A 26312-nucleotide genomic window follows, 5' to 3' on the forward strand; every position below is an offset into this window, starting at 1 on the left:
GGCGCTGCAAGTCAGAGGATGCATGTTCAACCGGAAGGTCATCGCGACGCGGCGCAACCCTGGTCACCGGACGCTGCGAACGGCCCTGCGACGGCCTTGGCAGCGCTTGGCTGCAACGATGATCTTCGTTGCATGCTCAAGCCATTCGTCCGCATTTGCTCTCGATTCGATGGAAATACTGCCTTCAGATCGCGCGACCACCTGGCAACCCGGCCTGATGGCCGAGGGTGGTATACCCTCTCGAAAAACCATCTGCGCGACGCTGTCGCCTCGTGGCGGCACACTCGATGACGCTGCGGTAATCCAGGGCGCAATCAACGCATGTCCGGTAGGGCAGGTCGTGCAACTGTCCGCGGGACGGTTTCTGATCAATGGCGGCAATTTCCTGCTGCTCAACAAGGCAATTACCCTGCGCGGCTCCGGTCCGGGCCGGACGATGCTCGAAAAGCAGGATGGCGCGAAACCTTTCAATGACGCGGTCGGTGCCAAGCCGTCTCCGCTGGTCGTGGTGGGACCGTCGCTTTTCTCCAGCACGAGCGATACGGTCAATGCCGTGCGGTCGGCGAACCTTCGGAATGATGCAATAAAGGGCGAAAGAACGGTCGAGGTCGACGACGCTGCGGGCTTCGTGCCTGGACAGATCGTGCTGCTCGACGAGGCGTCGGCCGCTGATTGGCGTGTCGACCCGCAGGGGCGAGGGCAGATCTGGGCGTCGGAAGATTTCAGGGTTGTCTGGCAAAAGCACAAACCTGCAATTCAGTTTGTCGACGACTTTGCACCCGATGCGTTTCCGTCGACGTCACAGAGCGCTGGATCGTGGTTCGGGAGACCTGATCGGCCTGTTGCCGAGATCAAGGAGATCAGCGCCGTCTCCGGTTCCAGGATCACCTTCACGACCCCAATTCACATCAGCTATCGGAAGGCAAACGCAGCTCAACTGTCACGGTTCGCGCAGCCGCATGTGAAGCACGCGGGCGTCGAAGATCTGGCGCTCAAGGGGGGCGACGCGGGCAATCTTCGCTTCAATTGGGCTGCTTCTTCGTGGGCGAAGAACGTCGACAATTCGGTTTGGCACGGCGAAGGCTTTGCAATTCACAGCTCCTTCCGGGTCGAACTGCGCGAGTTCTACGTGCACGACGCGGCCTGGGCTCAACCCGGCGGAGGCGGATATGCCATTAGCCTTTCCGCCGGATCGTCGGAAGCTCTGATCGAGAATGGAATTGCCGTGAGGGCCAACAAGCTGGTGGTGGCGCGTTCCGCCGGGGCCGGTTCGGTGGTCGGTTACAACTACATGGACATGGGCTACATCAATACGAATGGAGCCTGGATCGAGACCGGGCTCAACGCCAGCCACATGGTGGGCGCCCATCACGTCTTGTTCGAGGGCAACTATGCTCAGAACGCCGACAGCGACGACACTCACGGCAACAGCATCTATCACACGTTTTTCCGCAACTATCTGCGCGGCGTCCGGGCAGCGTTCGACAATCAGGCTGGCGGGACGATCGATGATGTGTCGCAGCCCCGCAATGGGCCGCGTCGCGCCGCCGGTCTGATGGCGTATTCCTACTGGATGTCTTTCATAGGAAACGTGCTCGGGGTTCCCGGTCAGATGGACGGCTGGTCGTATGAAACCCGTTTTACCGACGCAAAGCCCGGCGTCTGGATGCTCGGCTGGGACGCCGTGAAGCCATATCCGACGGACGCAAAGGTTGCGACGTCCACGATTCGATATGGCAATTTTGATTACCTCACCAACAAAACGCACTGGGATTCCGGAAGCGAGGATCAGGCCTTGCCTGCTTCCATGTACCTCACAAGCCGCCCCCCGTTCTTCGACGCCGGGCGCGGATACGAGTGGCCTTGGGTGGACCCGGTCGGAGAGACGAAGCTTCATGTGCTTCCGGCCAAAGCGCGCTATGACGCCGGCACGCCGTTCGTGCAGCCAAATTTGGATGGATCGGCACGCAAAAGTTCGCAGTGAGCACACGCCTCGTGGGCAATGATTAAATATGTTTTGAACAGGCGCGGTATTGCGTCAATGCGTCACCTGACCGACGCCGAGCTCGGAGGCTAACTAGGCGAGCGCCCCGATTTAAATGCTGCAGACGTCGTTAACTACAATAGAAGCTAAGGCCTTCTGATCCGCGCGGACCTTGGGCATTTCTGCACGTTTTGGTTTAATCAGATTGCCAATTCGCTATCCGGTTAGTCTCCGGAAGAGGAATTTGATGCGCAAATCGGTCTTTCACGAGGATTGGTGGCTGGATGCGCTGGCTCCCGGTGGCTGGCGCGAAGTCACTTGTTCGCGTGGCGGGCGCGTCGTGGGTTCTCTCCGGTTCGTCACGCGTACTGAAGGCGGGATGAACATATGTGAGATGCCTCAGATCACGCGCTTTCTCGGGCCGACGGTCACGCTGCAGTCCGGCAAGACGGAAGCGCGCATGCGGTTGGCGCATGCGGTCATCACTGACCTGCTCAAGCAGGTCGCGGATTTCGATCACGTCGAGATGACGCTCGATACCGGGTTCAGCGATGTGGCCGCGTTCCTCGCGTGCGGCTACGAGGTGCGCGCGCATCCGACTTTCATGCTGAAATGCACGATCCCCGAGACGAGCTCTGGTCGGGATTGCGCGACAAGACGAAGAACGTGATACGACGCGCGCGGGAACGGCTCGCCATTCGCGAAGTCACGTCCCCAAAATACTTCGTGAAGTATTACCAGACCAACCTGGAGGGCGCGAAGTCGTATTTCGACCTCTCGCGATTGGAAGCTGTCTATGTCGCCGCGAACGAGCGACAGCAATGCAAGATCCTCGCGGCGGTGGACTCGAACAACAACGTCCACGCCCAGGTCTTCTTCGTCTGGGACCACAAGTTCGTGCACTATTTCCTGTCATCGCGGGACAGGAGCATTGCGCATCCAGGCGCAGTAAGTCTGCTCCTCTGGAGTGGCATCGAGCTGGCGCACGAGCGGGGCCTTCATTTCGATTTCGATGGCGGAATCGAAAACGAGGCGCGATACAAATTCGTTGTGGCGTTCGGCGGAGAACTGGCCAATCGCTTCGACGTCAGCCGCTCCACCACACGTTACCGGCTTCACCGGCAACTACGCAGAGTTCCCCAGGCGCTGCTGCGGCGTCTTTCGCCTGGCGCCGCTACCGGCGACGTCAACGATCATGGGGTACGGCTTAACCATTTTCCGTCGTCCTGAGCGGATCGTTCCCGCAATTTCGGGCGCGCCATTAACTAAGGTTTTACAAACACGTGCATCAGCGGGCGATTTTGAAATAAGTAGGCGAGATAGAAACAGAATAAATTTGGAGGCGTTTAGATGCGCGTTCTCGTGAGCGGACATCTCGGCTACATCGGAACAGTGCTCACTCCGATGCTACGGCGCGCCGGACACGAAGTCGTGGGCCTCGACAGCGATCTGTACTCTCGTTGCACATTTGCAGAGGGCGGGTCGATCATGGATGTGCCGGCCATCAGCAAGGACACGCGAGACATCGAACTTGCGGACCTGCAGGCTTTTGACGCGGTCCTGCATCTTGCCGCGCTGTCGAACGATCCGCTCGGCAATCTGAGACCCGGCCTTACCGACCAGATCAATCATGTAGCCAGCGTGCGCCTCGCGCAGCTGGCCAAGCAAGCCGGTGTGCGACGGTTCGTGTTTGCGTCCTCCTGCAGCAACTACGGCAAGGCGGGCGACGGGATGATCGACGAAACCGGAGCGCTCAACCCGGTGACTGCCTATGGCGAATCCAAGGTGCAGTCGGAGCGCGATATTGCCGGCCTCGCCGGTGACGGATTTTGCCCGGTCTACCTGCGACCCGCAACGGCTTACGGCGTGTCTCCCCGGCTCCGATTCGATGTCGTGCTCAACAATCTCGTTGCCTGGGCGGTGACAACGCGGAAGATCCTCTTGAAGTCGGACGGCACGCCCTGGCGGCCCATCGTTCACATCGAGGACATCTCCCGCGCCTTTATCGCGGCGATGGAGGCTCCCGAGGCGGCGGTGTTCAATGAAGCCTTCAACGTCGGCCAGACGGCGCACAACTACCAGATCCGCGATCTCGCGAAGATCGTCGCCGATGTTGTCCCTGGCTGTCAGATCGAATTCGCCGATGGCGCCGGTCCCGACACGCGGTCCTATCGCGTGAGCTTCGAAAAGATCCGAACCCGGTTGCCGGAGTTCAAGCCGCAATGGGATGCGAAGATGGGCGCGGAGCAACTCATAAGGCCTACCGGGCCTCGGGCATCACGCTCGAAGAGTTCGAGGGTCCCCGGTATCAGCGCATCAGCCACGTCAACAAGTTGCTGGCGGACGGCGTGCTCGATGCGGATCTCCGCCATGTAAAGTCGAGGCAGAGTGCCGGGCAATCCGCTCGCGTCGCGAACTAATACACGCGCCGATCGATTGACACACCAGGAGGACGGCGTGTCGGCGGCAGACGATGTCACAAGTTCAGGCGCAAAGATCTTTGCGCTTGCCCAAAAGATCTACCCGATCTGCCGCAGCATTACCGGTAAGGGTGTGCGGCAGACCCTTCGGGAGATCGGTGCGCACATCTCCCTTGATGTCCACGAGGTGCCGACCGGTACACCCGTTCTCGACTGGGTCGTGCCACGTGAGTGGAACATCCGGGACGCGTACATCAAGGACCCGCGGGGCCGGAAGGTCGTAGATTTCAACGAATCGAACCTGCACGTCATGAGCTACAGCGTGCCGGTGCGCCGCACCATGTCGCTGGACGAGCTTAAGTCCCACATCTTCACATTGCCCGATCAGCCGGACCTGGTCCCTACCGAACGTCTTACTACCAGGAAAACTGGGCTTTCTGCATGGCCCACCGACAGCTGGAGCAACTGCGGGACGATAGCTACGAGGTCGTGATCGACTCGACCCTCGCCGACGGGCATTTGACCTATGGTGAGTATTTTCACCGGGGAGAGTCAGACGACGAGGTGCTTCTGTCGGCGCATGTTTGCCATCCCTCGCTTGCCAATGACAATTGTTCCGGTCTGGCCCTGCTTGCGGAGCTCGCAAGCCGCATCTCCCAGATGCGAACGCGATACAGCTATCGGTTTCTCTTTGCGCCGGGAACGATTGGCGCGATCACCTGGCTCGCCCGCAATGAGCATCGTGTGTCTCATATCAAGCACGGCCTCGTGGTATCAATGGTCGGAGACGGCGCCGGTCCGACATACAAGAAGAGCAGGCAGGGCGATGCCGAAATCGACCGTGCAATGATACACACTCTGCAGCATTCCAAGCTGGCGCCGACGATATTGGCGTTTTCGCCCTACGGCTATGATGAGCGGCAATACTGCTCGCCCGGGTTCAACCTGCCGGTGGGATTGTTTCAGCGCAGCCGTTTCGGTGCCATCCCTCAGTATCATACCTCGGCCGACGACCTGAGCTTCATTCGGCCGGAGCACCTCGGGGAATCCTTCCGCATCATTTCCGAAGTCATCGACCTGCTCGAAGGCAACCGCAGCTACTACAACACGTCGCCGAAAGGCGAACCGCAGCTGGGCAGACGCGGACTCTATGGTGCGATCGGCGGCGACAAGGACGCCGCTGCAGCCAACATGGCGATGCTGTGGATTCTAAATCTGTCCGACGGACATCATTCTCTGCTTGATATCGCCAGGCGTGCCGACCTGCCGTTCCCGGTCATTCTGAAGACAGCAAAGGTGCTCGAGCGCCACGGGCTCCTCGCGCCTGTTCGGTAGGCGCTCACGCACCCCGAAGCGGCCAGTTCAGGTCCTTATCGGAGATCGTGCTTACGGCCAGAGGCCAGCTGATGCCGAACATCGGGTCGTCGTATCGGAGGCCGTTAGCAGCCGAAGGCTCGTAGAACTCCGAAATCAGGTAATTGACCTGAACGTTGTCGCTCAAGGTTTGAAAGCCGTGCGCGAACCCCTTGGGGATGTAGAGCTGCGAACCGTTCTCCGCTGAAAGCTCGAAGCCGCGCCATTGACGAAAGGTAGGCGAGTTCGCACGCAGATCGATGATGACGTCCCAAATCGATCCGTTCAAGCAGCGCACGAGCTTAACCTCGGCGTGCGGCTCATTCTGAAAGTGCATTCCGCGCAATGTCGCCTTGCGCGAGGAGCTCGAGATGCTGTGCTGGGGAAATCTGGTCACGAGCCCGTATGCGCGAAACTCGTCTTCGCAGAACGTGCGCGCAAAAAAGCCGCGCTCATCGTGTGCAGGCTCGATTTTGACGAGCCACGCTCCGTCAAGTCCTGTTGCTTCAAAGCGCATGGGACGTATCCACTCCCGACCGAGAGGCCAATTGTCGACAACCAGTTCTATACAATTTTACTAAAATTTTCAGCAACTGCGTGGTTTACCTTGTTGTTCGATATCGCTTCATATTGTTCGCTTTCATACGATAAAATTCAATCTAACGAGCCCGATTTAAGCGCCGGCAATCTCATATTCGGCAATCCTATATTCATGGTACGGCCCAATGAACGCTCACTCGAGATTCAAATCGATTCGGTCGAAATCCTCTCACGGTAACTGCCGTCTGTGCGGCGCGACGTTGAAATCGACGTTTGTCGACCTGGGAATGTCGCCCCTCTGCGAAAGCTTTCTCACAGCCGACCAGACCGACGCCATGGAGCCGTACTATCCGCTGCACACCGTGGTTTGCGGGGTCTGCTTCCTGGTGCAACTCCAGGAATACGTCAAACCGGAGCATATCTTCACCGAGTATGCCTACTTCTCGTCTTACTCGACGTCGTGGGTGGAACATGCGCGGCGCTACTGTGAGATGATCAAGGCCAGGCTGAGCCTTGGTGCCGAGAGCCGCGTCTACGAGATCGCGAGCAACGACGGCTACCTGTTGCAGCACTTCCTGCCGCTCGGGGTGCCGGTCACGGGAATCGAGCCGGCGGCCAACGTGGCCGAAGTTGCTAGGCAGAAGAACGTCCCGACAATGGTCGAGTTCTTCGGCCTGGAGCTGGCGCGGAAGCTGGTGTCAGATGGCAAGCGCGCCGATCTGATTATCGGCAACAACGTGCTGGCACAGGTTCCGGATCTAAACGATTTCACCGCCGGAATGGCGTGCCTGCTCACGCCGCAAGGCGTGATTACGCTCGAATTCCCGCATCTTGAGCGGCTCATCGACGAAAATCAGTTCGATACCATTTATCACGAGCATTTCTCCTATTTCTCGCTGGTCACGATCGATCGTCTGGCGCGGCGGCATGATCTGAAGGTTTTCGACGTCGAGCAGATCTCAACGCATGGCGGCTCGCTTCGCGTCTATCTCTGCCGCGCCGATGCGACTCACGCCGTCTCCGCCGCGGTGACCGCACTGCTGGCCCATGAGCGTCGGATCGGCCTGGAAGACATAGGTCAGTACGAGCAGTTTACATCGCGGGTTCATCGCACCAAGCGCGAACTGCTGTCGTTCTTGATCGCGAGCAAGAACAAGGGCGCGCGGATCTGCGGCTATGGCGCTCCCGGCAAGGGCAACACGCTGCTGAACTACTGCGGCATCGGTACGGACTTCCTCGACTTCACCGTGGACCGCAACCCCTACAAGCACGGCCGCTATACACCGGGAATGCACATTCCGATCCTCCCAGTCGAAGCCATCGACGAGGCTCGTCCCGACTACCTGTTCATCCTGCCCTGGAATTTGAAGAGGGAAATCGTCGCGCAAATGCGGCATGTCGCGGACTGGGGCTGCAAGTTCATCGTTCCGATTCCTAACGTCGAAATCATTGATCCGCGTGAGGTTGCGACATGAAGGTTGTCCTTTTTTGCGGCGGTCTCGGTACGCGGATCCGCGAGTATTCGGAGAGCATACCGAAGCCGATGGTCCCGATCGGCCATCAGCCGATCCTCTGGCATGTGATGCAGTACTACAGCCAGTACAATCACAATGATTTCATATTGTGCCTTGGCTACAAGGCGAACGTCATCAAGGATTACTTCCTCAATTATCGCGCGACTGCGAACAGCGACTGCGTGATTTCGGAGTATGGCAAGAAGGTCGAGTTGATCGGCGAACATCAGCCGGACTGGCGGGTTTCGCTGGTGGATACGGGGACATGGCGCAACATCGGGCAGCGCTTGCTGGCCGTCCGCCATCTCGTCCAGGACGAGGAGATGTTCCTTGCGAACTACAGCGACGGGCTGACCGATGCGCCGCTGCCGGACATGATCCAGAAGTTCAAGGAAAGCGGAAAGATCGGCTGCTTCGTGGCGATCCATCCACCGATCAGCTTCCACCTTGCCGAGTTTGACGCCGAGGGGTCGGTGCAGCGGATTCGCTCCAGCCAGGAGTCCGAGATCTGGATCAACGGCGGCTACTTCATCTTCCGCAACGAAATCTTCGACTACATCAAGGAGGGAGAAGAACTCGTCCAGGAACCGTTCAACCGTTTGATCGAGGGCGGTCATCTCATGGCCTATCGCTATGAGGGTTTTTGGCGCGCCATGGATACCCTGCGCGATAGACAAGTGTTGGAGGACATGGTGGAGCGCGGCGACACGCCGTGGCGGCTGAATCACTCGTCGGTAGCCAGCGCGGCATAACCGGAATGAGAGCCTTGCAGCTTGCCAAGCCCGGAGACCGTCTGTCGATCCTGTGCCTTGGCGCCCATTCGGATGATATCGAAATCGGCGCGGGAGCGACGCTGCTGGATCTGATCGAGCGCGGTATCAAGCTGGACGTGCATTGGTGCGTTCTAAGCGGTGGCGCCATACGGGAGGCTGAGGCGAGAGCGTCGGCGGCTGACTTCTTGTGCGAGGCGGCATCCGCGAATGTCGAGGTGCTGTCGTTTCCCGACGGATTTTTCCCGGAAAGGGGAGAAGCCATCAAGGAATGGTTTGAATCGCTGAAGCGGCGGGTCGAGCCCGACGTCATTCTGACGCATCGCAGGGATGATGCTCATCAGGACCATCGTCAGGTCTGCCGCCTGACCTGGAACACGTTTCGTGATCATCAGATTCTGGAATATGAGATCCCGAAGTGGGATGGCGACTTCGGTCAACCCAACGTTTACATGCCGGTGTCGGCGGCGGCGCTCGATCGTAAGATTGAACTCCTGCTCAAGCATTTCGGAACGCAGCGATCCAAGCAGTGGTTCGATGCAGACACCTTTCGCGGCCTCGCACGGATTCGGGGCATGGAGTGCAGGGCTACGGAACGCTTCGCCGAGGCATTTTTCGGGCGAAAGTTGACACTGATCTGACGATGGTTGCGCGGATGTCACGCAGCCGGTGAATTTCTGATTGCAGGATTTATCTCAAGGCGCACGATATGAGCACGCTATTTTCAAGCATCTTTCGCGCTGGTGACCTGGTGGAGGTCAGAAGCAAGGAGGAGATCCTCGCGACGCTGGATGCCAACGGTCGCCTGGACGAAATGCCCTTCATGCCCGAGATGCTGAAGTATTGCGGCAAGAGGCTTCGCGTCGGCAAGCGAGCTCACAAGACCTGCGATCCCGCGCTCGGTATCGGCGGGCGCAAGATGCGGAACACGGTCCATCTCGAGAACATTCGCTGCAACGGCGCGGCTCATGACGGCTGTGAGGCGGCCTGTCTGATATTCTGGAAGGACGCCTGGTTGAAGCCGGCGGGCGAGAAAACGCCGTCGCCAGATGGCGCTGGCAAGCCGTTCAGGTCAGGCGGCTGCAGCGAGGATACGCTGTGGAGCACGATCAAGCATCCGCCGAAGGTCGGCGAAACCGAGCCGACCTACGTTTGCCAGAACACACAGGTCAAATTCGCCACGCAACCCCTGAAGTGGTGGGATCCGCGTCAGTATGTCGAGGACTACACTTCGGGTAACGTTCGGTTGCAGGACCTCGTCGCCGGATTGACTTTCTCGGTCTGGCGCACGGTCACCGAAGCAGGGCTCGGCATTGGCACCGCGATGCGCTGGATCTACGACACATTCCAGCGCATGAGAGGTGGCGTGCCTTATCCGATCAGGCCCTTCGGTGTGCCGGAGGGTAGCAAGGTCCCGCAGTCCCGGCTTGATCTGCAGGTGGGCGACGTCGTGCGCGTCAAGCCGTACAAGGACATCCTCGAGACACTGGACTGCAATTACCGCAATCGCGGCCTGTATTTCGATCCGGAGATGGTGCCGTTCACCGAGCGCGAGTACGAGGTCGAGAGGCGTCAAAGGCAAATCATCGACGAAGGCTCATGCAAGATGGTCCGTTTCAAGACGGACGCGATCATCCTGAAGGATGTCGTGTGTGAGGCGCGCTATGCGATCTGCCGCCGCTTCTGCCCGCGCGCCATCTATCCCTATTGGCGAGAAATCTGGCTTGAGCGGGTACCTCAAGGCCAGAATCCAGCGAATTGAACGGGAACGGCGCGTGCATCGGAACGAACGTACCGATCAGTATTTTGCGGACAACAAGCCATATTCTGGCCTTGGCCGCAGGTCGCTGCACAGCGGCGTAGCGTTCATTGCTGCGCGTGGACTGAATATCTTCGTTCAATTGGCCTCGACGATCGTGCTGGCGCGACTGCTCGGACCGCACGATTTCGGGTTGGTGGCCATGATGCTGGCCCTGATCGGCTTCGCGCCCCTTTTCGTCGATCTCGGGATGAGCGAGGCCTCCGCCCAGCGGCGCAGCATCTCACGAGCCGAGGTCAGCACGTTGTTCTGGCTGAACGTTCTGATCGGCGTCGTGCTGGCTGTCGTGCTGGCTGCGTCCGGTCGGTGGATAGCGCGTGCCTTCGGCGAGCCATCGCTCGCGGGCATGGCGTTGGCATTGTCGGTGACCTTCCTGATGATGGCCTTGTCGACGCAACACTATGCGCTGATGCGTCGGGCAATGCAGTTTCGCCGCATCGCGATGATCGACATATCGGCGAACATCATCGGAAGCGCTGCAAGCGTCGGACTGGCGCTTTCGGGCTGGAGCTACTGGGCGCTGATCGCCAAGCCGATCATAACATCGGCCTTGACCGTCGTGGGAGCCTGGACCGCCTGTCGATGGATCCCAGGCAGGCCCGGACTTACGCCAATGGTCAAGGAACTGCTGCGGTTCGGGCTGGGAGTGACCGGCTTCACCATGACGGATTACTTCGCTCGTTCGGCGGACAGAATCGCGATGGGGTATTTCCTCGGGGCAGGGCCGCTTGGCTATTTTCAGAACGCCTTCACGATCTACAACAACCTGCTGTCGATTCTCAGTGAGCCGCTGCATAACATCGCGGTTTCGGGACTGAGCAAGCTCCAGCACAGTGCGGCCGAATTGAAGCGTTCCTGGGAAGGCGCGCTTTCATTGCTTTGCTACTTTTCGGGACCTGCCTTCGCGGCCCTGGCCGTGAGCGCTCATGACATCGTGGTCGTGCTTCTCGGAGAAAAATGGTCTCCCGCGGGCCCCCTGCTCTGTATCCTCGCCATTCGCGGCATTGCAGACTGCATCGAGCGAACTCTCGGTTGGGTCCATGTCGCGGTCGGGCGTCCAGATCGGTGGATGCGATGGGGCATCTTCAGTGCAATCTGCCAATTGGTTGCGCTTGCAGCTGGACTGCCGTTCGGCGTGATCGGAGTGACGATCGCCTACACGGTCACCATGTTCGTGCTGTTCGTTCCAGCGCTGGTCTACGCCGGCAGGCCTGTCGGGATCACAATCGGGGACGTCCTGCGCGCGACAGCGCCGCAGACCATTGCTGCGCTGGTCGCCGTCGCGGTCGCCTTCTCGATACAGGACGCATTCCTGCAGGAATTGCCGCGGTTGCTGCGAATTCCCGTCGCGAGCGTGATCTGTGTGACGGCCTACCTGACCGTCGTGATCGGGGTCTTCAGGATCACGCGGCCACTGCAACTCGCGTGGTCGTTGCTACGCGACTTCGGCATTGTACGACTGCAAGTCAACTCCTGATCCTGGATTACGCCCATGACCTCCTTTGAGCGCTTCCTGATAAACTTGGACACCTGGCCCGCCGGGGCATTCCTGAGGATCGGCCTCGGCCTTTGCATTCTGCCGGTGTTCCGACTGCTGTCCGGCGGCGACGATCGTATCGTCGTCGCGTTGACGATGTTTCTTGCCCTGCTGCTCGCGCTTCGCCTTGTGCCGGCCGTGTGCCGACGTGTTCTTCCGTTTTCGCGCGAAGCGAAAGATCTGTGGTTCAAGCGTCGCAACCTTGGCAAGAGGTACGAACTCCTACCAGTGGCAAAAGCTGTTCTGGATGGGCCTGGGCATGCCGCCCTACGCACTGATCTCTGGTGGAATGGGGCGCGGGGAAATCGTGCTGCTTGCGATCTGTACGATCGGTGGCGGAGCAGGGCTGCTGCTTTGGCGTAGGACCGGCCAGCTCGGCGTCGGTGCCGCCACTGCGAAAGCGACGAAGTTGCCGCCGGCCGCGGTCGCGTCGACGCCGCCCTAGGACCGGGCCGCCCTACATTATGGGAGCTTGCGGCACTCGGTGAACCTGTCGCCGTCCGGCGTTTCCGCCCTCTCGAGGCAATGAGCCTTATCGGTAACCTTGCCGGCTACGACAAAGTCGTAGGCCTGGTTTTTGAAGACCAGCACGTAACGGCCGGGTGAGAGGACGAGATCGGGGTTCACTGGCTGCAGCTCGACCATCTCGCGGCTTTCGGGGACCGGCGCTACGGTCAGGTCGACGGAAACGGACCGGATCGCCCAGGCATCGTTGGCCATAGCGATTGCCGGTGACGACGGTGTTCGTGCCACCTGGGCGAGAATGCGCAATTGTGCGTTGTCGGGCGCGCTTGTCATAAGCTCGCGCTGATACGCGACAAACGAAAGCGGGCCGTGCGGCACCACAACCGTGCCCGGCTTCGTGGTCAATACCGACACGGCGATCCGGCTGTCGGGAAGGCGGATGTTCATCGGCTCGAGCCGGATCATCCGCCCGATGCTTGACGCAAAAATCCCATATGTCGTCGGCAGTGAACGTGCGGGTGGTGCGGGCGCGGCTGCTTCGATCGGAGCACGATGTACGAACGTGGCAATTGCCGGTTTCAGCTTGCGTCTGGTTTGCGGTGGCGACTGAACGGGCGTCGCGTTCGAATGGCTGACAACCTGGGGTGTTGTATTGAACACGGATGCAACATTGCCCCGCATGAGCATTCCGGTGCCAATCGCCAGCAGAACCGCTGTCGGAGCAAGGAACCACACAAAGTTGCGCACTTTCCATTCGCTGGTGATGGAACGTCGGTCTCGCGGCGAGCTCTGAAGTTCTTCCGCGATCAGCTTGTCGATCAGTATGATCTGCGGTTCCTGCACCGCGACGCTCGCCTCGGCAGTGCTGGTGTGCACGGGCGGTTGCACTGCTGGACGGATTGATGCCGGCGGCACCGAGTTCGGACCTGGGTCCGCGGCCGGACTGAATCCCTCTCCTTCATCTGCTTCAGGCGTGTACGAGGCAACGGCTGAGCCAGCATGCGAGTCCGGTGGCGCTGGCTGCGTGTCGTTGTCGGATTCCTCCGCTGAAGCATCGTTTGGATCGGCCGCAGAGGAGACGGACCCGTCGTCTGGTCCGGCATCAGGCGGAGCCACATTTGTCCAGCGGCCGATGTTCTCCGCGGCCTCATTCAGGCGCAGACTGACCTCATCCTGCGGGAGCACGATCGGCTGCAGGTGTTCCAAGTCGGGGACCGGGTGGGCTTCATTCGTCGGCCCACCGCCTGGCAAGCTCGGATTGTCGCCGAGGATCGTCGGTTGCTTGTCGGTCGGACTGTCTGGCGGCGGCTCGGCGGGATTTCGTTCCGGATTTACGGGCTCGCGCAGGCGGGCTTCGACGAATTGCGTCCAGGCGCCACGCCGTCGCAGAGGTGCAGCAAGCCTGTCTGCCTGACGTGGCAAGGGCGGCGCATTGAGGATGGCCGCCTGAGCCGAGGGGAGCTGACTGGAGCGTTTCATGCCTGGATACGCAGCTTAACGTTTGTCCGCCGTTGCGGACGTTCGCGACACCCTGGCGATCATATGAAAAGGATCGCCTACCTGCTGGGATGTAGCAGCCGCCGCTTAACAGGCCGTTAACCATAAACCGGCGGAAACGCCGCATTGCTCCGCACCACGCGAGGGCGACGATTTCAGGCGGCCGCTGGCAGCTCAAAGGATCCGGCGATCTGGCGCAGACGGTTGGCTCGTGCGCGCATCTGATCGGTATGAGCAATACCGAGGATGTCGAATACCGTCTGTATGCGGTAGAGCCAATCGTGCCTCAGCGCGGCTTCCCGGACGTTTGCGTTCTGAACCGCTCGCAGTCGCGCCGGGTCTGCGTCCAACGCTTCGAGGATCTGGCAAATGTCGGGCAAATCGAAGGGTACATGAATGACGGCGTCGGGCCAGTCGAACTGCCGTGCAAACTCTTCGGTGCGCGGCGCTTCTCCAACCATCACCGCCCCGGCTGCAGCGCCTTCATAGTAGCGAGCGGAAATCTCATCACGGCCGGCCGTGAATTCCGGGTTGTTGACGTGACTGCGATTGGCAATGAAATAGCGGCTGCGCTGCAGGATATTCGCAATCATGATGCGGTGTTCTTCCGGATTGTCGACCCGGAACGTCCTTTCTTTTCGGTTCGAACCGCTCGCCGCCACAGTGTCGTAGTAGTAGAAGAAGCGCTCTCTCTCGGCGCCGGCCAGCAACGCGGCGTGGGTCGTCGCCGAACGACGCCCGATGTTGCACACGGCGATCGATCGCAGCTGCTCGGGCCTCGGCGCGAACCGCTCCACGTCGACCGCCAGCGGCAGATAGCTGCACGGTCGACCTGCTATTCGCGCAATCTGCGGTGCGCAGTGATGCAGGCCGACGAATATATGATCAAATCCGGATAGGAGCTCGACCAGATACTCCGGGATGTCGTCTGCCCAGACTTCAGTGATGAAGCATGCGGCCTTGCGACACCGTTTGCGCCAGTCGGGAATCGCGGCGAGCGAGTGAAGTTGATACGCATTGCTGAAGATCGGGAAGACCAGTTCGTAATCACGTTGCAGCCGCAGTTGCGGCGGGGAGGGTGCCAGCACACCTGCCAGTTTGGTCGATCCTGATGCAAGGCGCGTCCACTTGTAGACCCGTCGCGAGAACTCCAGCGCAGCGCGATTTTGAACATCGAACCGATCGGCGCGCGTCATCGCCGCCACATTGTCCTCGAACTCATAGCTGAGGCAAAATGCAACAAGATCGGAAATCCGACGCTGCGAGAGGAGTAAAACCTTGCCTTCCACGAGGCGCTGCCTCCGACCTATCAAATGCCGGAAAGTGCCGGCCACACGACTTCCGGAATCTCTCGACCAGGAGCGAGTTGCGCGTTGATCGTCGTCACGATGCGCGCAATGGCGCCAATCAACGCTAGTCCAGATACGCTATTTAATCTTGTTTTGTACAAGTTTTCCCGAAATTGGATAATGCGAGCCTGTGGAGTTCATTGCACGCGCATTGGCATTCCCGCCGTGCCGTTGCGAATGCAAGCACGAGGATGCATCGGCGAAGATTTGCGAACGGTACAGCGAATCCGCGTTAACCTGGAGAAGTTAAATCTGGAACTCGCTGGCAGTAGCGAAGAACGTCAGCGGACAATGACTGAGTGCGCGTTAACCCGAAAAGGTTAAATCTGGAACCGCCTTGACAACAGCCGGCTTCGATGATGCGCAACGCGCTCTGCGGCAACTCCGAGCATTAGCTATAAATTTCATTTAACATGTGCCGAGCCAACGTTGGCGATGAACGCGTCGGGAAAATCCGGTAGCGTGCCGCATCATTTCGAAACGACAAAAATATTCAACACGGCAAATCATTGAACACAGGCGGCGTCGGGGTTCATGCGTATTCTTAGCGTATTTGGTACTCGTCCAGAGGCGATCAAAATGGCACCGCTTGTGCTTGCGCTGGGCGAAGCAGAAGGAATTGATACGCGCGTCTGCGTGACGGGCCAGCATCGTCAGATGCTCGATGATGTGATGTCGGCCTTCTCGTTGAAGGCTGACTACGACCTGAACATCATGCGACCGAACCAGTCGTTGAGTGAAGTGTTCAGCGCGGTCATGACCGGAATCGATCCGGTCATCGCCGACTACAATCCGGACTACGTTCTCGTACAGGGCGATACTGCAACCAGTACGGCGGCAGCACTTGCCGCGTTCTTCCGGTCGGTCAGTGTCGGGCATGTCGAGGCGGGATTGCGAACCGGCAATCTCATGAGTCCATGGCCGGAGGAGGCCAATCGGCGGGTCACTGCCGTCGTTACGACGAGGCATTATGCACCGACGTTGCGTGCGCGTTCTGCCCTGCTGAAGGAGGGGTATCCGCCAGACGCCGTCATTGTCACCGGCAATACCGTGATCGAACGGGCTGCTCCGTATGGCTTCAAATATCTCTCAACCAGGCGAGCTTCGCCGGTCGCTTGAAGCGAAATACTCATGGCTCGATACCTCGAAGCGGCTCATCCTCGTGACCGGACATCGGCGCGAGAGCTTTGGATCCGGGTTCCGGCAAATCTGCGAGGCATTGAAGACGATCAGTCGGCGGGACGATATTCAGATCGTGTATCCCGTCCATTTGAATCCGAACGTGCGCGGGCCGGTGTTCGACCATCTGCGCAATGCGTCGAATATCTTCCTGATTGAACCCCTTAACTATCCCGAGTTCGTCTACCTCATGACGCGTTCGTATCTCATCCTCACGGATTCCGGTGGAATTCAGGAGGAGGCGCCGGCGCTTCGGAAGCCCGTGCTTGTCATGCGAGATACCAGCGAGCGCATGGAGGCCGTTGACGCCGGCGTCGCTCGCCTGGTCACCACCGACCCGGCTCGCATTGTTGCAGGCGTCGAGCGCCTGCTCGATGTGCCAGCGGAGCACGAAGCCATGTCTCTCGGTGCCAATCCGTTCGGTGACGGGCGCGCCAGCAAACTGATCGTGCATGATCTTCTGAATGTCCGTCGGCCGAAACATCCAGCTGATGGCATAGCGAGCGTCAATCTTTTGTCGAATGCCGAGATGCATACGAAACCGCCGTCGCCGATTCCCCAACCGGCCCACTGATCAAACGAAGCCATGGACACCAGAACCAATCAATTGGTTATTCAGGAATACGGCCAGCCGCTTGCGGAAGACTATGGTCCGCCTGCGGCGGGCCGTCCCGCTTTCGGCTTGTGGGACATTGTCGACATTCTGCGCCGTGAATGGCGGTTGCCCGTTATCGGGCTGTTGATTGGGCTGGCGGTTGCCGTGGCTTCCGTTGTGGTCATGAAGGCGCCCTACAAGAGCAGTGCACGCATCCTCATCGATCGAAGTCTCAATCGTTATCTGCAGACCAACAAGATCGTAGATCAACCGACGATGGATGAAGTGGAGGTCGGCAGTCAGCTCTACGTACTGTCATCAGACAGGGTCCTGCTTCCGGTTATTCGCTCGCTGGGTCTGGCCAGTGATGGCGAGTTTGCCGGGCGATCTGCACTTGGCAGCGCCACAGACGGGAACTCCAGCACGGCGGAAGCCACTGCAGCCGCTGAACGAGCGGCGCTCGAATCTCTGCTGAAGCGGGTGACTGTTGCACGTGAGGATGTCGCGAACGTTATCAACGTAACGGTCGAGTCGCAGAGCGCGGAGAAGGCCGCGAAGATCGCGAACGGAATCGTGGATAGCTATCTCGCGTCCCTGCAGGACGCAAAGCTGAAATCAACGCAGAAGGTGAGTAAGTGGCTGCAGGAGCGGCTGATCGAGCTGAAGAAGCAGGTGGCCGACGCTGACAAGGCGCTGCAGGACTTCAAGACGGCTAACAACCTCAGCAGCACTGGCGCTCAGGATACCGAGCTCCTGGCAAGTCTGAATACCCAGCTGATGAATGCCAAGTTCGCGGCAGTCGAAGCAAAGGAGCGCCTCGACCGGATCAAGCGGACAGAGGCAAACGGGATTCCGTCGGCCGTGTCGACGGACGCGCTATTCAACGACAAGCGAGCGGCAGTCATCAACTTCGCGCTCAACAACAGCGAACTTGCACGTCTCCGCACGCAAAAGCGCGACCTTGCGTCTCGGCTTGCGGAGATGGAAGCTCGTGTCGGTCGCAAGCATGCGGCTGTCGTCAAGCTTCGTGCGCAGCTCAACAGCGTTGACGCCGCCATTCGGTCCGACGAGGGGCGCATTACCGATTCCTACGCCAGCGAATACGAAGTCGCTAGGGCACGACAGACTGAACTCGAAGACACCGCCGCGAAGCTTTCCGCGGAAACCGGAAGCCAGCTGCGCGAACTAGAGAGCGCTGCCGAGGCGCTGCGCAATCTCTATAGCGGATTCCTGCAAAAGCATAAGGAGATCGAGGCGGCGCAGGCGGAGACGCTTCCGGCCCAAAGTGCGCAGATCATCACGAGAGCGGTTCCGCCGCTGACAAAGAGTTCCAAGAAAACCCTCGTCGTGGCGGCAGGCAGCATTTTTCTCGGTCTGTTTCTCGGCATAGGCTCTGCCTTCGGACGTGAATGGATGGCGGATGTGTTCCGTACGCCCAAGGCCGTCGTACAGGTGACCGAGATGCGGTGCATCGGACTGCCCTTCGTCTATGCTGGTCAATTGCCAATCGAGGAGCATGTCCTTGCTGCCCCCTTCTCGCGCTTCGCGGAAGGTCTTCGCAATGTGAAGGCGATGCTCGATCGTTCGTCCGCCTCGACCGGGGGCAAAGTGATCGGCGTCGTGTCGGCGGTTTCGAAAGAGGGAAAGACTGTCGTTGCCGCCAATCTTGCCGCGCTCATATTGTCGTCCTCTGGATCGCGCACGCTGTTGATCGATGCCGACCTTCATCTCCGGAACCTCACGACTGCACTGTCCCCCGATGCGAAGGTAGGGCTTTTCGAAGCGCTGGAAGATCCTTCCCGTCTTGGCGAGTTTATTTGCAAGCGACCGCATTCGGGGCTGGATGTCCTGCCGAATGCCTGCGCGCTTCGGATTCCCAACGCTGCTGAACTCCTAGGCTCGCGGGAAATGGAAAACCTGCTCGCCGTGGCACGGAAGTCCTATGACTACATTGTGGTGGAGGTGGCGCCGATCATGTCGGTCGTCGATGCAAGGCTGATCGAGCGCTTCATCGATGAGTTCGTCTTCGTTGTGGAATGCGGTCAGACCAAGCGCACGAGCGTGCTCGAAGCCTTGTCGGTAACGCAGCTCATCCGTGAGCGCGTGTCGACCATTGTGCTCAACCAGATCGATCCCGTCGAGCTCAGAACCATCGAGGCAAGAAATGGCGTCAGGTCCGAAGGATACTACCGGGAGTAGACCTGTGGACGAGCTTGACAGTCGCGCTTCAAGTGTTCCGCACAGCGCAGCGCCGCGCAGGTATGTGCTGATTTCGCCCTGCCGCGATGAGGGGCCCTATCTCCGCCACACGCTGGACAGCGTGGCTGCACAGTCGGTCCCGCCTGCGCTGTGGATCGTCGTTGACGACGGATCCACCGACGAGACGCCACGGATCCTGGAAGAGTATGCGGCGCGATTGCCCAATCTGCGCGTCGTGCGCCGTCAGGACCGCGGCCACCGGCGGGTAGGGCCCGGCGTGATTGAGGCGTTTTATGATGGTCTCGATCAAGTGTCGCTCGGCGACTTCGGCTATTTGTGCAAGCTTGATATGGATCTCGACCTGCCGCCTCGCTACTTCGAACTGCTGATGCAGCGAATGGAGGATAATCCACGTATCGGGACGACCTCAGGCAAACCTTGGTTCGTCCATCCCCAAACTGGCGATCTCGTGCCCGAGGTCTGCGGCGACGAAATGTCGGTTGGAATGACGAAATTCTATCGGGTTGAGTGCTTCGAGCAGATCGGGGGATTCGTGCGACAAGTCATGTGGGATGGCATCGATTGCCACCGCGCCAGAATGCTGGGCTGGATCGCGGAGAGCGTCGATTCAGAGCCAATTCGATTCGTCCACCTTCGTCCGCAAGGGGCCAGCCAGAAGAGCATCTGGGCAGGCAGAATTCGTGCTGGCTTCGGTCAGTATTTCATGGGCACTTCGCCGTTTTACTATCTGGCGGTGGCGGCTTCCCGTCTTCGCGCGCACCCAATGTTCATCGGAAGCATCGCGATGCTTTGGGGGTACTTCAGCAGCTGGGCAAAGGGGTTGCCGCGCTATAATGACCCCGAGTTCAGACGTTTTCTTCGTACGTATCAGCACGCGTGCCTGAGACTGGGTAAACGAGCTGCCACGGCTCGCCTGGACGCCGAGCAAGTGGCTCGGTGGCAAGCCAGCCGGCAATCGCCGCAGGGGAGTTGAGCAGATGAAGCAACACGCGAGCCTATTGGGCGTCGAATTTGATGCGGTTACGCTCGATCAGGCGGCGCAGCGCTGTGTCGATATCTGTCTCCGCTCGAACAGTTCTCACGTCGTGATGACGATCAATGCGTCGCACCTCTGCATGATGCGGCGAGACGTGGAGTTGGCGCACGCATGTTCCGCGGCCGATATGACGGTGGCGGACGGTATGCCGGTGGTTTGGGCAATACGAGCGTCAGGTCAACACATGCCGGAACGCGTGGCCGGCATCGATCTGATGGAAGGACTTTTAAGGGGGGCCGCGTCCAACGGACTTTGTGTCTATTTTCTAGGGGCGCACCAGCAAGTCGTCGAAGAACTCGTGCGGGTCTGCGAGGCGCGCTTTCCGCAGCTGAAGATCGCTGGTTTTCGGAACGGCTACTTCGGTCCGGACGAGCACGAAATTATCGTCGATGAGATACGAGCCAGCGGCGCTCACATTCTCTTTATCGGCTTGCCGTCCCCGTTCAAGGAGGTATGGAGTGAACACTATCGGGATCGGCTGCAAGTTCCCGTCATTCTGGGGGTCGGCGGCAGCTTCGACGTCTTGGCCGGCTTTATCAGGCGCGCTCCTCGGCTATTCCAATCGCTCGGTCTCGAGTGGTTCTGGCGCCTGATGATGGAGCCGCGCAAGTTATGGCGGCGATATCTTTCCACCAACAGCGAGTTCATCTGGCTGGCGCTTCGCGAAGTGGTGGCGCGCAGGGCTTACGCCGCCCGTCCGGGAAGAGCGATCGCCGGATCGGCAAGCGTGGTGCGGAGAGACGACCGAAAAGTGGGTACGGAACGCAGGGTAGCTGATCGGCGAATTCTTGTCAGGCGAAGGAGCAACGTGCGGGATTCGCAGCTTCCGATGCCCGATCGCCGGCGCGGCATAGAGCGACGTATCTCAGAGCGTCGGGCACGGACGGCTAATGCTCTCAAGGGTATCGAGGTGAGCGCCTGATGTATCGGCTGACCAACCAGGATCACTGATCCAAGCAGGCAGCTCAGCGATTAGCTTCATGGCGCAAGCGCGGGAAGCATCAAAGTGATTAAACCGCCAAGCAGCACCAATTCCTTCGGGTACGATAACGCAGACCAACCCATCGTCGTTAAGCTAAAGCCCGATGTGTACGTATTCGGGTATGAGTTTTGCCACGTTCTGCAAACGCTGATCAAACACGGCTGCGCGCCCGCCGAGCTCATCTATGAGGACGGAGGGGCGCTCATCCTTATTTTTGATCCCAATGAGAAGAAAGCGGAACTATGGTCAGGATGGTGGAGGTGCGACAAACCCGACATTTACTCCATCATTGAACCAGAGCATCGCGGGCTCGTGAATCAAATATTCGAAACCTCAGACGCCTTCATGGAGTTTTCCAATGCTCGATCTCCTCAGATTGAGCTGATCCCAGGCCAGATCCAAAAGATTCAAAGATCGGGGGCTGCGGTTTTCCGCGGAGACGCTCCCCTTCGTCCTCGACCTCTATGAAGAGCTGCTTCCGCACAGCGCGCATTGGAGGCGTTTTTCTGAGTGTTGGGAATGGCGGCAGCGCTCCCCCGCTACCACGGCTACGAATTTCGCCACGCCAAGCGTCGATCGTCCACCATTGCACAATCCGGACAGCAGCGGCGGCTCAGAAATTTGAGGTTGAAGCAAGCCGAGGCGGAGCACCGCTGTCGGTCAATTTCGAACAGCCTGTTGTGACCCTCGCTACGGCTCAGCCGGATAGGCCGGCCTTGCGCAAGCCGTCGAGGAAGTGCTCGCGTTCGGCAGAAATTCTGTACCTTTCGGCCCGTGCTCGAACGAGATCGAGGGTGTTCGCTGGCGGCGTCGCGCCGTTCGCGCTCATTTCTCGACAACGTTCCGTGACGAACGCTTCGACTTCGGATCGCGCTTCGCTGTGCCGACCCATCTGCGCATAACAGGCGGCAAGCAGACTGTGCGACCAGCGGTCTGGGGATCGCGCCTCCATCAGCGTCTTGACTGCTTCATCGTACTGGCGCCCCGAATAGAGCGCGAGCGCGTGGTACCAGTGGTACAGATTGGGCGGGAAGGGATTCAGTCGTTTGGCCGCACCGATCCATGTGAGGGCCTCTCGCCACCGTCCCCAGTAGACCAGAATGTTCGCGAAAACGGCGGCGACGTCGGCGTCGTTTGGATTGAGCGCGAGAGCCCGGCTGAAATGGATTTCGGCCTTGGCGTCCTCGCGACGCAGGAACAGCAATTGCGCGAAGACGCCATGGGCCCAGGCGTCGCCGCCGTCGATGTCGAGCGCGGTCTCGATCTCGCTCAACGCGTCGTCGAGCTTCGCCGTGCCGGGCGATTCGAGAAACACGTCGCAGACGATAGTCCAGGCAATGTTGACGTGAGCGCGGGCATATTGCGGATCGAGCGCGACGGCGTCCCGGAAAAACTGCCTGGCTTCCGCCATGCCCTTCACCGTCAATTGACGCCACCGCTCGTTGCCCAGCAGAACCAGGTCATAGGCGGTGATGCTCGGGGTCGGCTTGCGTCTGGCGATCTCGCGGCCGGCGTCCTCGAGCCGGCCCGGAAGGGCTGCGACGATTGCGCGGACGATCTCGTCCTGCAGGGCGAAGACGTCCTCGAGTTCGCGGTCGTAGCGCTCGGTCCAGAGATTGTAACCGCTCGCGCCATCGAGAAGCTGGACGGTCACCCGCATCCGGCTGCCGATCTTGCGCACGCTTCCTTCGGCCACGTACCTGACGCCGAGCTCGCGGCCGACCCGCTTGATCTCGGGCGTCTTGCCCTTGTAGGCGAAGCTGGAGTGGCGGGCGACAACGAACAGCGAGCGGAAGCGCGAAAGTTCGGCGATGATGTCTTCCGTGATTCCGTCGGAAAAATATTCCTGCGCGGCATCGCCGCTAAGATTCGAGAACGGCAGCACCGCAAGCGACGGCCCATCCGGCACCGTCGGTGCCGGCGAGGTGGGCAGGCCGGCGCCGGATTCGGCAGCGACCAGTGGCCCGACATAGCGGTAGCCCCGGCGCGGCAGGGTCTCGATCCAGGTCGCGCCGCCCTCTACGTCGGCAAATACCCGCCGCAGAGCGGCGATCTGCACCGTCAGGTTGCTCTCCTCGATCGCAAGCCCCGGCCACGCCGCCTGCATCAATGCGTCCTTGGAAACCGGCGTTCCGGCCTGCTCGACAAGCAGGCGAAGCAGCGTCACCGCGCGCCGCCCGAGCGCGACCGGTTCGGACTCTCGAAACAAAATCACGGCTTCCGCGTCGAGGCGGTAGGGGCCGAATTCGTGGATCGTCGCCATGGTTCGGGAGACTACATTTTTTGCATCTTTTTCGGAACAGATTCAGGACCTCCGGGAATCCGGCGACCCGCCCCGCTGCCGCTGACGCGCAGCTTTGCGCGGCCGATTTCCGCTTTCGCCTCGATCCAACCTCGTGCGGCACCTCCGCCAGCCGTTCGCGCCGCCGCGGCGAGCGACGGCCGCTTGACAATGTAAGTAAGAATATTATTACACACTGCTGCTTTCGGAGAACGCGTTCATGCTGCAGACCAAGCGAAGCTATAGCGGAATGGTGACCGCGCCGCATCATCTTGCGGCGCAGGCCGGGCTCGCCGTCCTCTCCGAAGGCGGCAATGCGGTCGAGGCGATGATTGCGTCCGCCGCCACGATCGCGGTGGTCTATCCCCATATGAACGGCCTTGGCGGCGACAGCTTCTGGCTGGTCGGCCGGGCGGGCTCCGCACCGGTCGGAATCCAGGCGTGCGGACGGTCGGCGAAGGCCGCCAGCCGCGCCTGGTATCGCGAGCATGGCTGCAGCACCGTCCCAAGCCGCGGACCGCTCGCGGCACTCACCGCCGCCGGGACCGTCGATGGCTGGCAGAAGGCCTATGAGCTCAGCCGCGATCGCCATGGGGGGCGCATGCCGCTGTCGCGGCTGCTCGAACCTGCGATCGGATATGCCGCCGATGGCGTCGCCGTGACCCAGACCCTGCACGACAACACCTCGAAGAAGCGCGCTGAACTGCAGGATGTGCCGGGCTTTGCCGAAGTCTATCTGCCGCAGGGCGTTCCGCTTGCGGTCGGCGCGCGGTTGCGTCAGCCGCGCGTCGCGGACACGTTGCGGCAGCTGGCGCAAGCCGGCCTTTCCGATTTCTATCGCGGCGACCTGGCGCGTTCGATGGCCGCTGATCTCGAACGGCTCGGCAGCCCGCTCCGCCTATCCGATCTGGAGCAGCATCAAGCCGCACTGGTGACACCGCTGTCGGTCGATGTGGCCGGGCACAAGGTGTTCAATATGCCGCCGCCGACGCAGGGCCTGGCCTCGCTGTTGATTCTTGCGCTCTATGCCCGGCGCATGGCGAAGGAGGCGGACGGGGTCGATCATCTGCACCGGCTGGTCGAGAGCACGAAGGCGTCGTTCCGCATCCGCAATCGTTACGTGACCGATCCCGACCACATGGCGCGGTCGGCGGCCGAGTTTCTCACCGACGAGTCCATTGCGGCGCTCGAAAAGACCGTCGCCGTCGATCATGCAGCGCGCTGGCCTGACGCGCCGGCCCAGGGCGATACGGTCTGGCTCGCTGCGACCGACCGGAACGGCCTCAGCGTCAGCTTCATTCAGAGCATCTATTGGGAGTTTGGCTCGGGCGTCATCCTGCCCCAAAGCGGGGTCACCTGGCAGAACCGTGGGACGAGCTTCGGTCTCGCCGAGACCGACATCAACCGCCTGGAACCTGGGCGGCTGCCGTTCCACACCATTCAGCCCGCAATGGCTGAACTCAGCGATGGCCGGCTGTTGTCCTACGGCACGATGGGCGGCGAAGGGCAGCCGCAAACCCAGGCGGCGATCTTCACACGCTACGCGTTGCACGGTCAGGACCTTCAGTCGACAGTGACCGCGCCGCGTTGGCTGCTCGGTCGCACATGGGGCGAGGAGAACAACAATCTCAAGATCGAATCGCGTTTCGATCCTGCCGTCATCGAACGCGCTGCGGGCGCTCGGCCACGACATCCAGATGGTCGGGGCGTTCGAGGAATTCATGGGCCACGCCGGCGCAATCGTCTGGCACCCGGATGGACTGCTCGAGGGCGCCAGCGATCCCCGCAGCGACGGCGTAGTCGCTGCTCGGTGAAGCGAGCACCCTTAGCGCTCACCCGCAGGCTGTTCGGAATTTGCCGCGCGCGAGCTAGCGTGCGGCGCCGGCCGGTGTTCTGGCTGCGGACGGTTTCCGTTTTCCCTCGCTTGCGGCCGCCGTCGCCGTCAACCAGGTTATGATCACGTCCAGCGCGTGGTGGCGACGTTTCTCGAGCCAGTCCGGCTCTCCCAGATCCTTGTCGAACATCGCCGACAGCGTGTAGCGGTTGGAGACATGAAAATAGCTCATGGCCGTGATCGTGACGTAGAGCTGAACCGGATCGACGTCGCTGCGGAACAGCCCGACCGCGACGCCCCGGCGAAGGATGTTTTCGATGCTCGCGACCAAGGGCAGCGTGAGGTCGGCGATCTTGCGCGATTTGCGCAGGTTGCGCCCGCGCTGCAGGTTCTCATTGTTGATCAGGGCAATATAGTTCTGGTGCGCTCCGAAAAAGGTGAACGTGAAGTTGATCAGCTCGCGCATGGCCGCGACCGGATCGAGGTCGTCGAGCTTGAGTTGCTGTTCGGCCGCGCGGATCTCGGTGTAGACGTGCTCGAGCACGGCGAGATAAAGGCCGTTCTTGTCGCCGAAATAGGCATACAGCAACCGCATGTTGGCTTTGGCGCGCTTCGCGATGGCTTCAACCCGAGCTCCGCCAATGCCGTTGCGGCAGAATTCGAACGTCGCCGCGTGCAGGATCGCTTCCTTGGTCAATGCGGAATCGCGTGCCCGTCTGCCGCGTGTGGCGCTGCGGGCCGGGTTGGTCGATGCTGTCGTTTCAGTCACGGGACAAGCTTTTCTCAGGTTGTACGAGCCCAGCGCGGACAATATGTCCCCGCCCATCATGTTCAACGGGATGCGGGGCCCTGCCGTGCAGGCTCGCGGGATCGAGATCGCTATTGCGGTGGCTCGTCAAGGGGTAACCTTCCCGATGTTTCGGTCTCCACATCCACA

The 26312-nt window shown here is 60.2% G+C and carries 20 protein-coding genes and 3 pseudogenes; 18 read left to right on the forward strand and 5 right to left on the reverse strand.

The features are described from left to right. The first annotated feature begins 22 nt into the window (after nucleotides 1-22). The 5 genes and pseudogenes from ACSKB9_RS32440 to ACSKB9_RS32460 all read left to right on the forward strand — a co-directional run bounded on the left by ACSKB9_RS32440 (nucleotide 23) and on the right by ACSKB9_RS32460 (nucleotide 5739). Entirely contained in the window at nucleotides 23-1984 is a 1962-nt protein-coding gene (locus ACSKB9_RS32440; protein WP_438078236.1) for a hypothetical protein, read from the forward strand. Between the two features lie 247 nt (nucleotides 1985-2231). Beyond that, nucleotides 2232-2654, forward strand: coding sequence for a hypothetical protein (locus ACSKB9_RS32445; RefSeq protein ID WP_438078238.1), 423 nt, complete (start codon nucleotides 2232-2234; stop codon nucleotides 2652-2654). Then, entirely contained in the window at nucleotides 2630-3214 is a 585-nt protein-coding gene (locus ACSKB9_RS32450) for a GNAT family N-acetyltransferase (RefSeq protein WP_438078240.1), read from the forward strand. Before ACSKB9_RS32445 ends, ACSKB9_RS32450 begins: the two co-directional genes overlap by 25 nt. 120 nt (nucleotides 3215-3334) lie before the next feature. Next, nucleotides 3335-4404, forward strand: a pseudogene (locus ACSKB9_RS32455) (NAD-dependent epimerase/dehydratase family protein). 16 nt (nucleotides 4405-4420) lie between these two features. Beyond that, nucleotides 4421-5739 (forward strand): annotated as a pseudogene (locus ACSKB9_RS32460) (DUF4910 domain-containing protein). A gap of 4 nt (nucleotides 5740-5743) precedes the next feature. On the opposite strand, the gene rfbC reads toward ACSKB9_RS32460, so the two are convergent. After that, nucleotides 5744-6274, reverse strand: coding sequence for a dTDP-4-dehydrorhamnose 3,5-epimerase (rfbC, locus tag ACSKB9_RS32465; protein WP_076826907.1), 531 nt, complete (start codon nucleotides 6272-6274; stop codon nucleotides 5744-5746). A gap of 208 nt (nucleotides 6275-6482) precedes the next feature. Here rfbC and ACSKB9_RS32470 point away from each other — a divergent pair, with 208 nt between their 5' ends. The 6 genes from ACSKB9_RS32470 to ACSKB9_RS32495 all read left to right on the forward strand — a co-directional run bounded on the left by ACSKB9_RS32470 (nucleotide 6483) and on the right by ACSKB9_RS32495 (nucleotide 12300). Beyond that, nucleotides 6483-7772 (forward strand): methyltransferase domain-containing protein, encoded by a 1290-nt coding sequence (locus ACSKB9_RS32470; protein WP_438078242.1) that lies wholly within the window; start codon nucleotides 6483-6485, stop codon nucleotides 7770-7772. Continuing rightward, nucleotides 7769-8563, forward strand: coding sequence for a glucose-1-phosphate cytidylyltransferase (locus ACSKB9_RS32475; RefSeq protein WP_028338408.1), 795 nt, complete (start codon nucleotides 7769-7771; stop codon nucleotides 8561-8563). Before ACSKB9_RS32470 ends, ACSKB9_RS32475 begins: the two co-directional genes overlap by 4 nt. 5 nt (nucleotides 8564-8568) lie before the next feature. Continuing rightward, on the forward strand, nucleotides 8569-9222 hold the full coding sequence (locus tag ACSKB9_RS32480) for a PIG-L deacetylase family protein (protein ID WP_168855327.1): 654 nt from the start codon (nucleotides 8569-8571) through the stop codon (nucleotides 9220-9222). Between the two features lie 68 nt (nucleotides 9223-9290). Continuing rightward, nucleotides 9291-10343: a hypothetical protein gene (locus ACSKB9_RS32485; protein ID WP_438078244.1), complete on the forward strand. Its 1053-nt coding sequence runs from the start codon at nucleotides 9291-9293 to the stop codon at nucleotides 10341-10343. Beyond that, complete coding sequence (locus ACSKB9_RS32490) at nucleotides 10306-11877, forward strand: lipopolysaccharide biosynthesis protein (RefSeq protein WP_438078246.1); 1572 nt, start codon at nucleotides 10306-10308, stop codon at nucleotides 11875-11877. Before ACSKB9_RS32485 ends, ACSKB9_RS32490 begins: the two co-directional genes overlap by 38 nt. Before the next feature lie 15 nt (nucleotides 11878-11892). Continuing rightward, on the forward strand, nucleotides 11893-12300 hold the full coding sequence (locus ACSKB9_RS32495) for a hypothetical protein (RefSeq protein ID WP_438078248.1): 408 nt from the start codon (nucleotides 11893-11895) through the stop codon (nucleotides 12298-12300). Between the two features lie 99 nt (nucleotides 12301-12399). Here the strand turns inward: ACSKB9_RS32495 and ACSKB9_RS32500 are convergent, their stop codons facing one another. After that, nucleotides 12400-13881, reverse strand: coding sequence for a hypothetical protein (locus tag ACSKB9_RS32500; protein ID WP_438078250.1), 1482 nt, complete (start codon nucleotides 13879-13881; stop codon nucleotides 12400-12402). A 173-nt stretch (nucleotides 13882-14054) separates the two neighbouring features. Beyond that, a complete protein-coding gene (locus tag ACSKB9_RS32505; protein WP_438078252.1) occupies nucleotides 14055-15188 on the reverse strand; it encodes a glycosyltransferase family protein in 1134 nt (377 codons plus the stop codon). Between the two features lie 594 nt (nucleotides 15189-15782). Here ACSKB9_RS32505 and wecB point away from each other — a divergent pair. The 6 genes from wecB (at nucleotide 15783) to ACSKB9_RS32535 (ending at nucleotide 21728) form a co-directional block, all read left to right on the forward strand. Then, nucleotides 15783-16367, forward strand: coding sequence for a non-hydrolyzing UDP-N-acetylglucosamine 2-epimerase (gene wecB, locus ACSKB9_RS32510; protein ID WP_438078254.1), 585 nt, complete (start codon nucleotides 15783-15785; stop codon nucleotides 16365-16367). Beyond that, nucleotides 16321-17001 carry a UDP-N-acetyl glucosamine 2-epimerase gene (locus tag ACSKB9_RS32515; RefSeq protein ID WP_438078255.1) on the forward strand — a complete coding sequence of 227 codons (681 nt, stop codon included), beginning with the start codon at nucleotides 16321-16323 and terminating at the stop codon, nucleotides 16999-17001. The genes wecB and ACSKB9_RS32515 overlap by 47 nt, the downstream gene beginning before the upstream one ends. 12 nt (nucleotides 17002-17013) lie before the next feature. Further along, the gene (locus tag ACSKB9_RS32520) at nucleotides 17014-19221 is read left to right on the forward strand and encodes a GumC family protein (RefSeq protein ID WP_438078257.1); all 2208 of its coding nucleotides are present in this window, start codon (nucleotides 17014-17016) and stop codon (nucleotides 19219-19221) included. Between the two features lie 4 nt (nucleotides 19222-19225). Then, complete coding sequence (locus ACSKB9_RS32525; protein WP_438078259.1) at nucleotides 19226-20215, forward strand: glycosyltransferase; 990 nt, start codon at nucleotides 19226-19228, stop codon at nucleotides 20213-20215. A gap of 4 nt (nucleotides 20216-20219) precedes the next feature. Continuing rightward, nucleotides 20220-21200, forward strand: coding sequence for a WecB/TagA/CpsF family glycosyltransferase (locus ACSKB9_RS32530; RefSeq protein ID WP_438078261.1), 981 nt, complete (start codon nucleotides 20220-20222; stop codon nucleotides 21198-21200). An 84-nt stretch (nucleotides 21201-21284) separates the two neighbouring features. Further along, complete coding sequence (locus ACSKB9_RS32535) at nucleotides 21285-21728, forward strand: hypothetical protein (RefSeq protein WP_438078263.1); 444 nt, start codon at nucleotides 21285-21287, stop codon at nucleotides 21726-21728. A gap of 229 nt (nucleotides 21729-21957) precedes the next feature. Here the strand turns inward: ACSKB9_RS32535 and ACSKB9_RS32540 are convergent, their stop codons facing one another. Further along, the gene (locus ACSKB9_RS32540; protein ID WP_438078265.1) at nucleotides 21958-23523 is read right to left on the reverse strand and encodes a winged helix-turn-helix domain-containing tetratricopeptide repeat protein; all 1566 of its coding nucleotides are present in this window, start codon (nucleotides 23521-23523) and stop codon (nucleotides 21958-21960) included. A 238-nt stretch (nucleotides 23524-23761) separates the two neighbouring features. On the opposite strand from ACSKB9_RS32540, the pseudogene ACSKB9_RS32545 reads away from it, so the two are divergent. Next, a pseudogene (locus tag ACSKB9_RS32545) lies at nucleotides 23762-25355 on the forward strand (gamma-glutamyltransferase family protein). 54 nt (nucleotides 25356-25409) lie between these two features. On the opposite strand, the gene ACSKB9_RS32550 reads toward ACSKB9_RS32545, so the two are convergent. Further along, nucleotides 25410-26186 carry a TetR family transcriptional regulator gene (locus tag ACSKB9_RS32550; RefSeq protein ID WP_438078267.1) on the reverse strand — a complete coding sequence of 259 codons (777 nt, stop codon included), beginning with the start codon at nucleotides 26184-26186 and terminating at the stop codon, nucleotides 25410-25412. Nucleotides 26187-26312 lie beyond the last annotated feature (126 nt).

The sequence above is a fragment of the Bradyrhizobium sp. BR 1433 genome (genome assembly GCF_051547665.1).
Classification (GTDB): domain Bacteria; phylum Pseudomonadota; class Alphaproteobacteria; order Rhizobiales; family Xanthobacteraceae; genus Bradyrhizobium; species Bradyrhizobium australafricanum.

What these genes read in the sequence shown, in the direction of transcription:
- ACSKB9_RS32440 (WP_438078236.1), top strand. Translation starts at nt 23, where the DNA reads ATGTTCAACCGGAAGGTCATCGCGACGCGGCGCAACCCTGGTCACCGG.
- ACSKB9_RS32445 (WP_438078238.1), top strand. Translation starts at nt 2,232, where the DNA reads ATGCGCAAATCGGTCTTTCACGAGGATTGGTGGCTGGATGCGCTGGCT.
- rfbC (WP_076826907.1), bottom strand. Translation starts at nt 6,274, where the DNA reads ATGCGCTTTGAAGCAACAGGACTTGACGGAGCGTGGCTCGTCAAAATC.
- ACSKB9_RS32470 (WP_438078242.1), top strand. Translation starts at nt 6,483, where the DNA reads ATGAACGCTCACTCGAGATTCAAATCGATTCGGTCGAAATCCTCTCAC.
- ACSKB9_RS32475 (WP_028338408.1), top strand. Translation starts at nt 7,769, where the DNA reads ATGAAGGTTGTCCTTTTTTGCGGCGGTCTCGGTACGCGGATCCGCGAG.
- ACSKB9_RS32480 (WP_168855327.1), top strand. Translation starts at nt 8,569, where the DNA reads ATGAGAGCCTTGCAGCTTGCCAAGCCCGGAGACCGTCTGTCGATCCTG.
- ACSKB9_RS32485 (WP_438078244.1), top strand. Translation starts at nt 9,291, where the DNA reads ATGAGCACGCTATTTTCAAGCATCTTTCGCGCTGGTGACCTGGTGGAG.
- ACSKB9_RS32495 (WP_438078248.1), top strand. Translation starts at nt 11,893, where the DNA reads ATGACCTCCTTTGAGCGCTTCCTGATAAACTTGGACACCTGGCCCGCC.
- ACSKB9_RS32500 (WP_438078250.1), bottom strand. Translation starts at nt 13,881, where the DNA reads ATGAAACGCTCCAGTCAGCTCCCCTCGGCTCAGGCGGCCATCCTCAAT.
- wecB (WP_438078254.1), top strand. Translation starts at nt 15,783, where the DNA reads ATGCGTATTCTTAGCGTATTTGGTACTCGTCCAGAGGCGATCAAAATG.
- ACSKB9_RS32515 (WP_438078255.1), top strand. Translation starts at nt 16,321, where the DNA reads ATGGCTTCAAATATCTCTCAACCAGGCGAGCTTCGCCGGTCGCTTGAA.
- ACSKB9_RS32520 (WP_438078257.1), top strand. Translation starts at nt 17,014, where the DNA reads ATGGACACCAGAACCAATCAATTGGTTATTCAGGAATACGGCCAGCCG.
- ACSKB9_RS32530 (WP_438078261.1), top strand. Translation starts at nt 20,220, where the DNA reads ATGAAGCAACACGCGAGCCTATTGGGCGTCGAATTTGATGCGGTTACG.
- ACSKB9_RS32540 (WP_438078265.1), bottom strand. Translation starts at nt 23,523, where the DNA reads ATGGCGACGATCCACGAATTCGGCCCCTACCGCCTCGACGCGGAAGCC.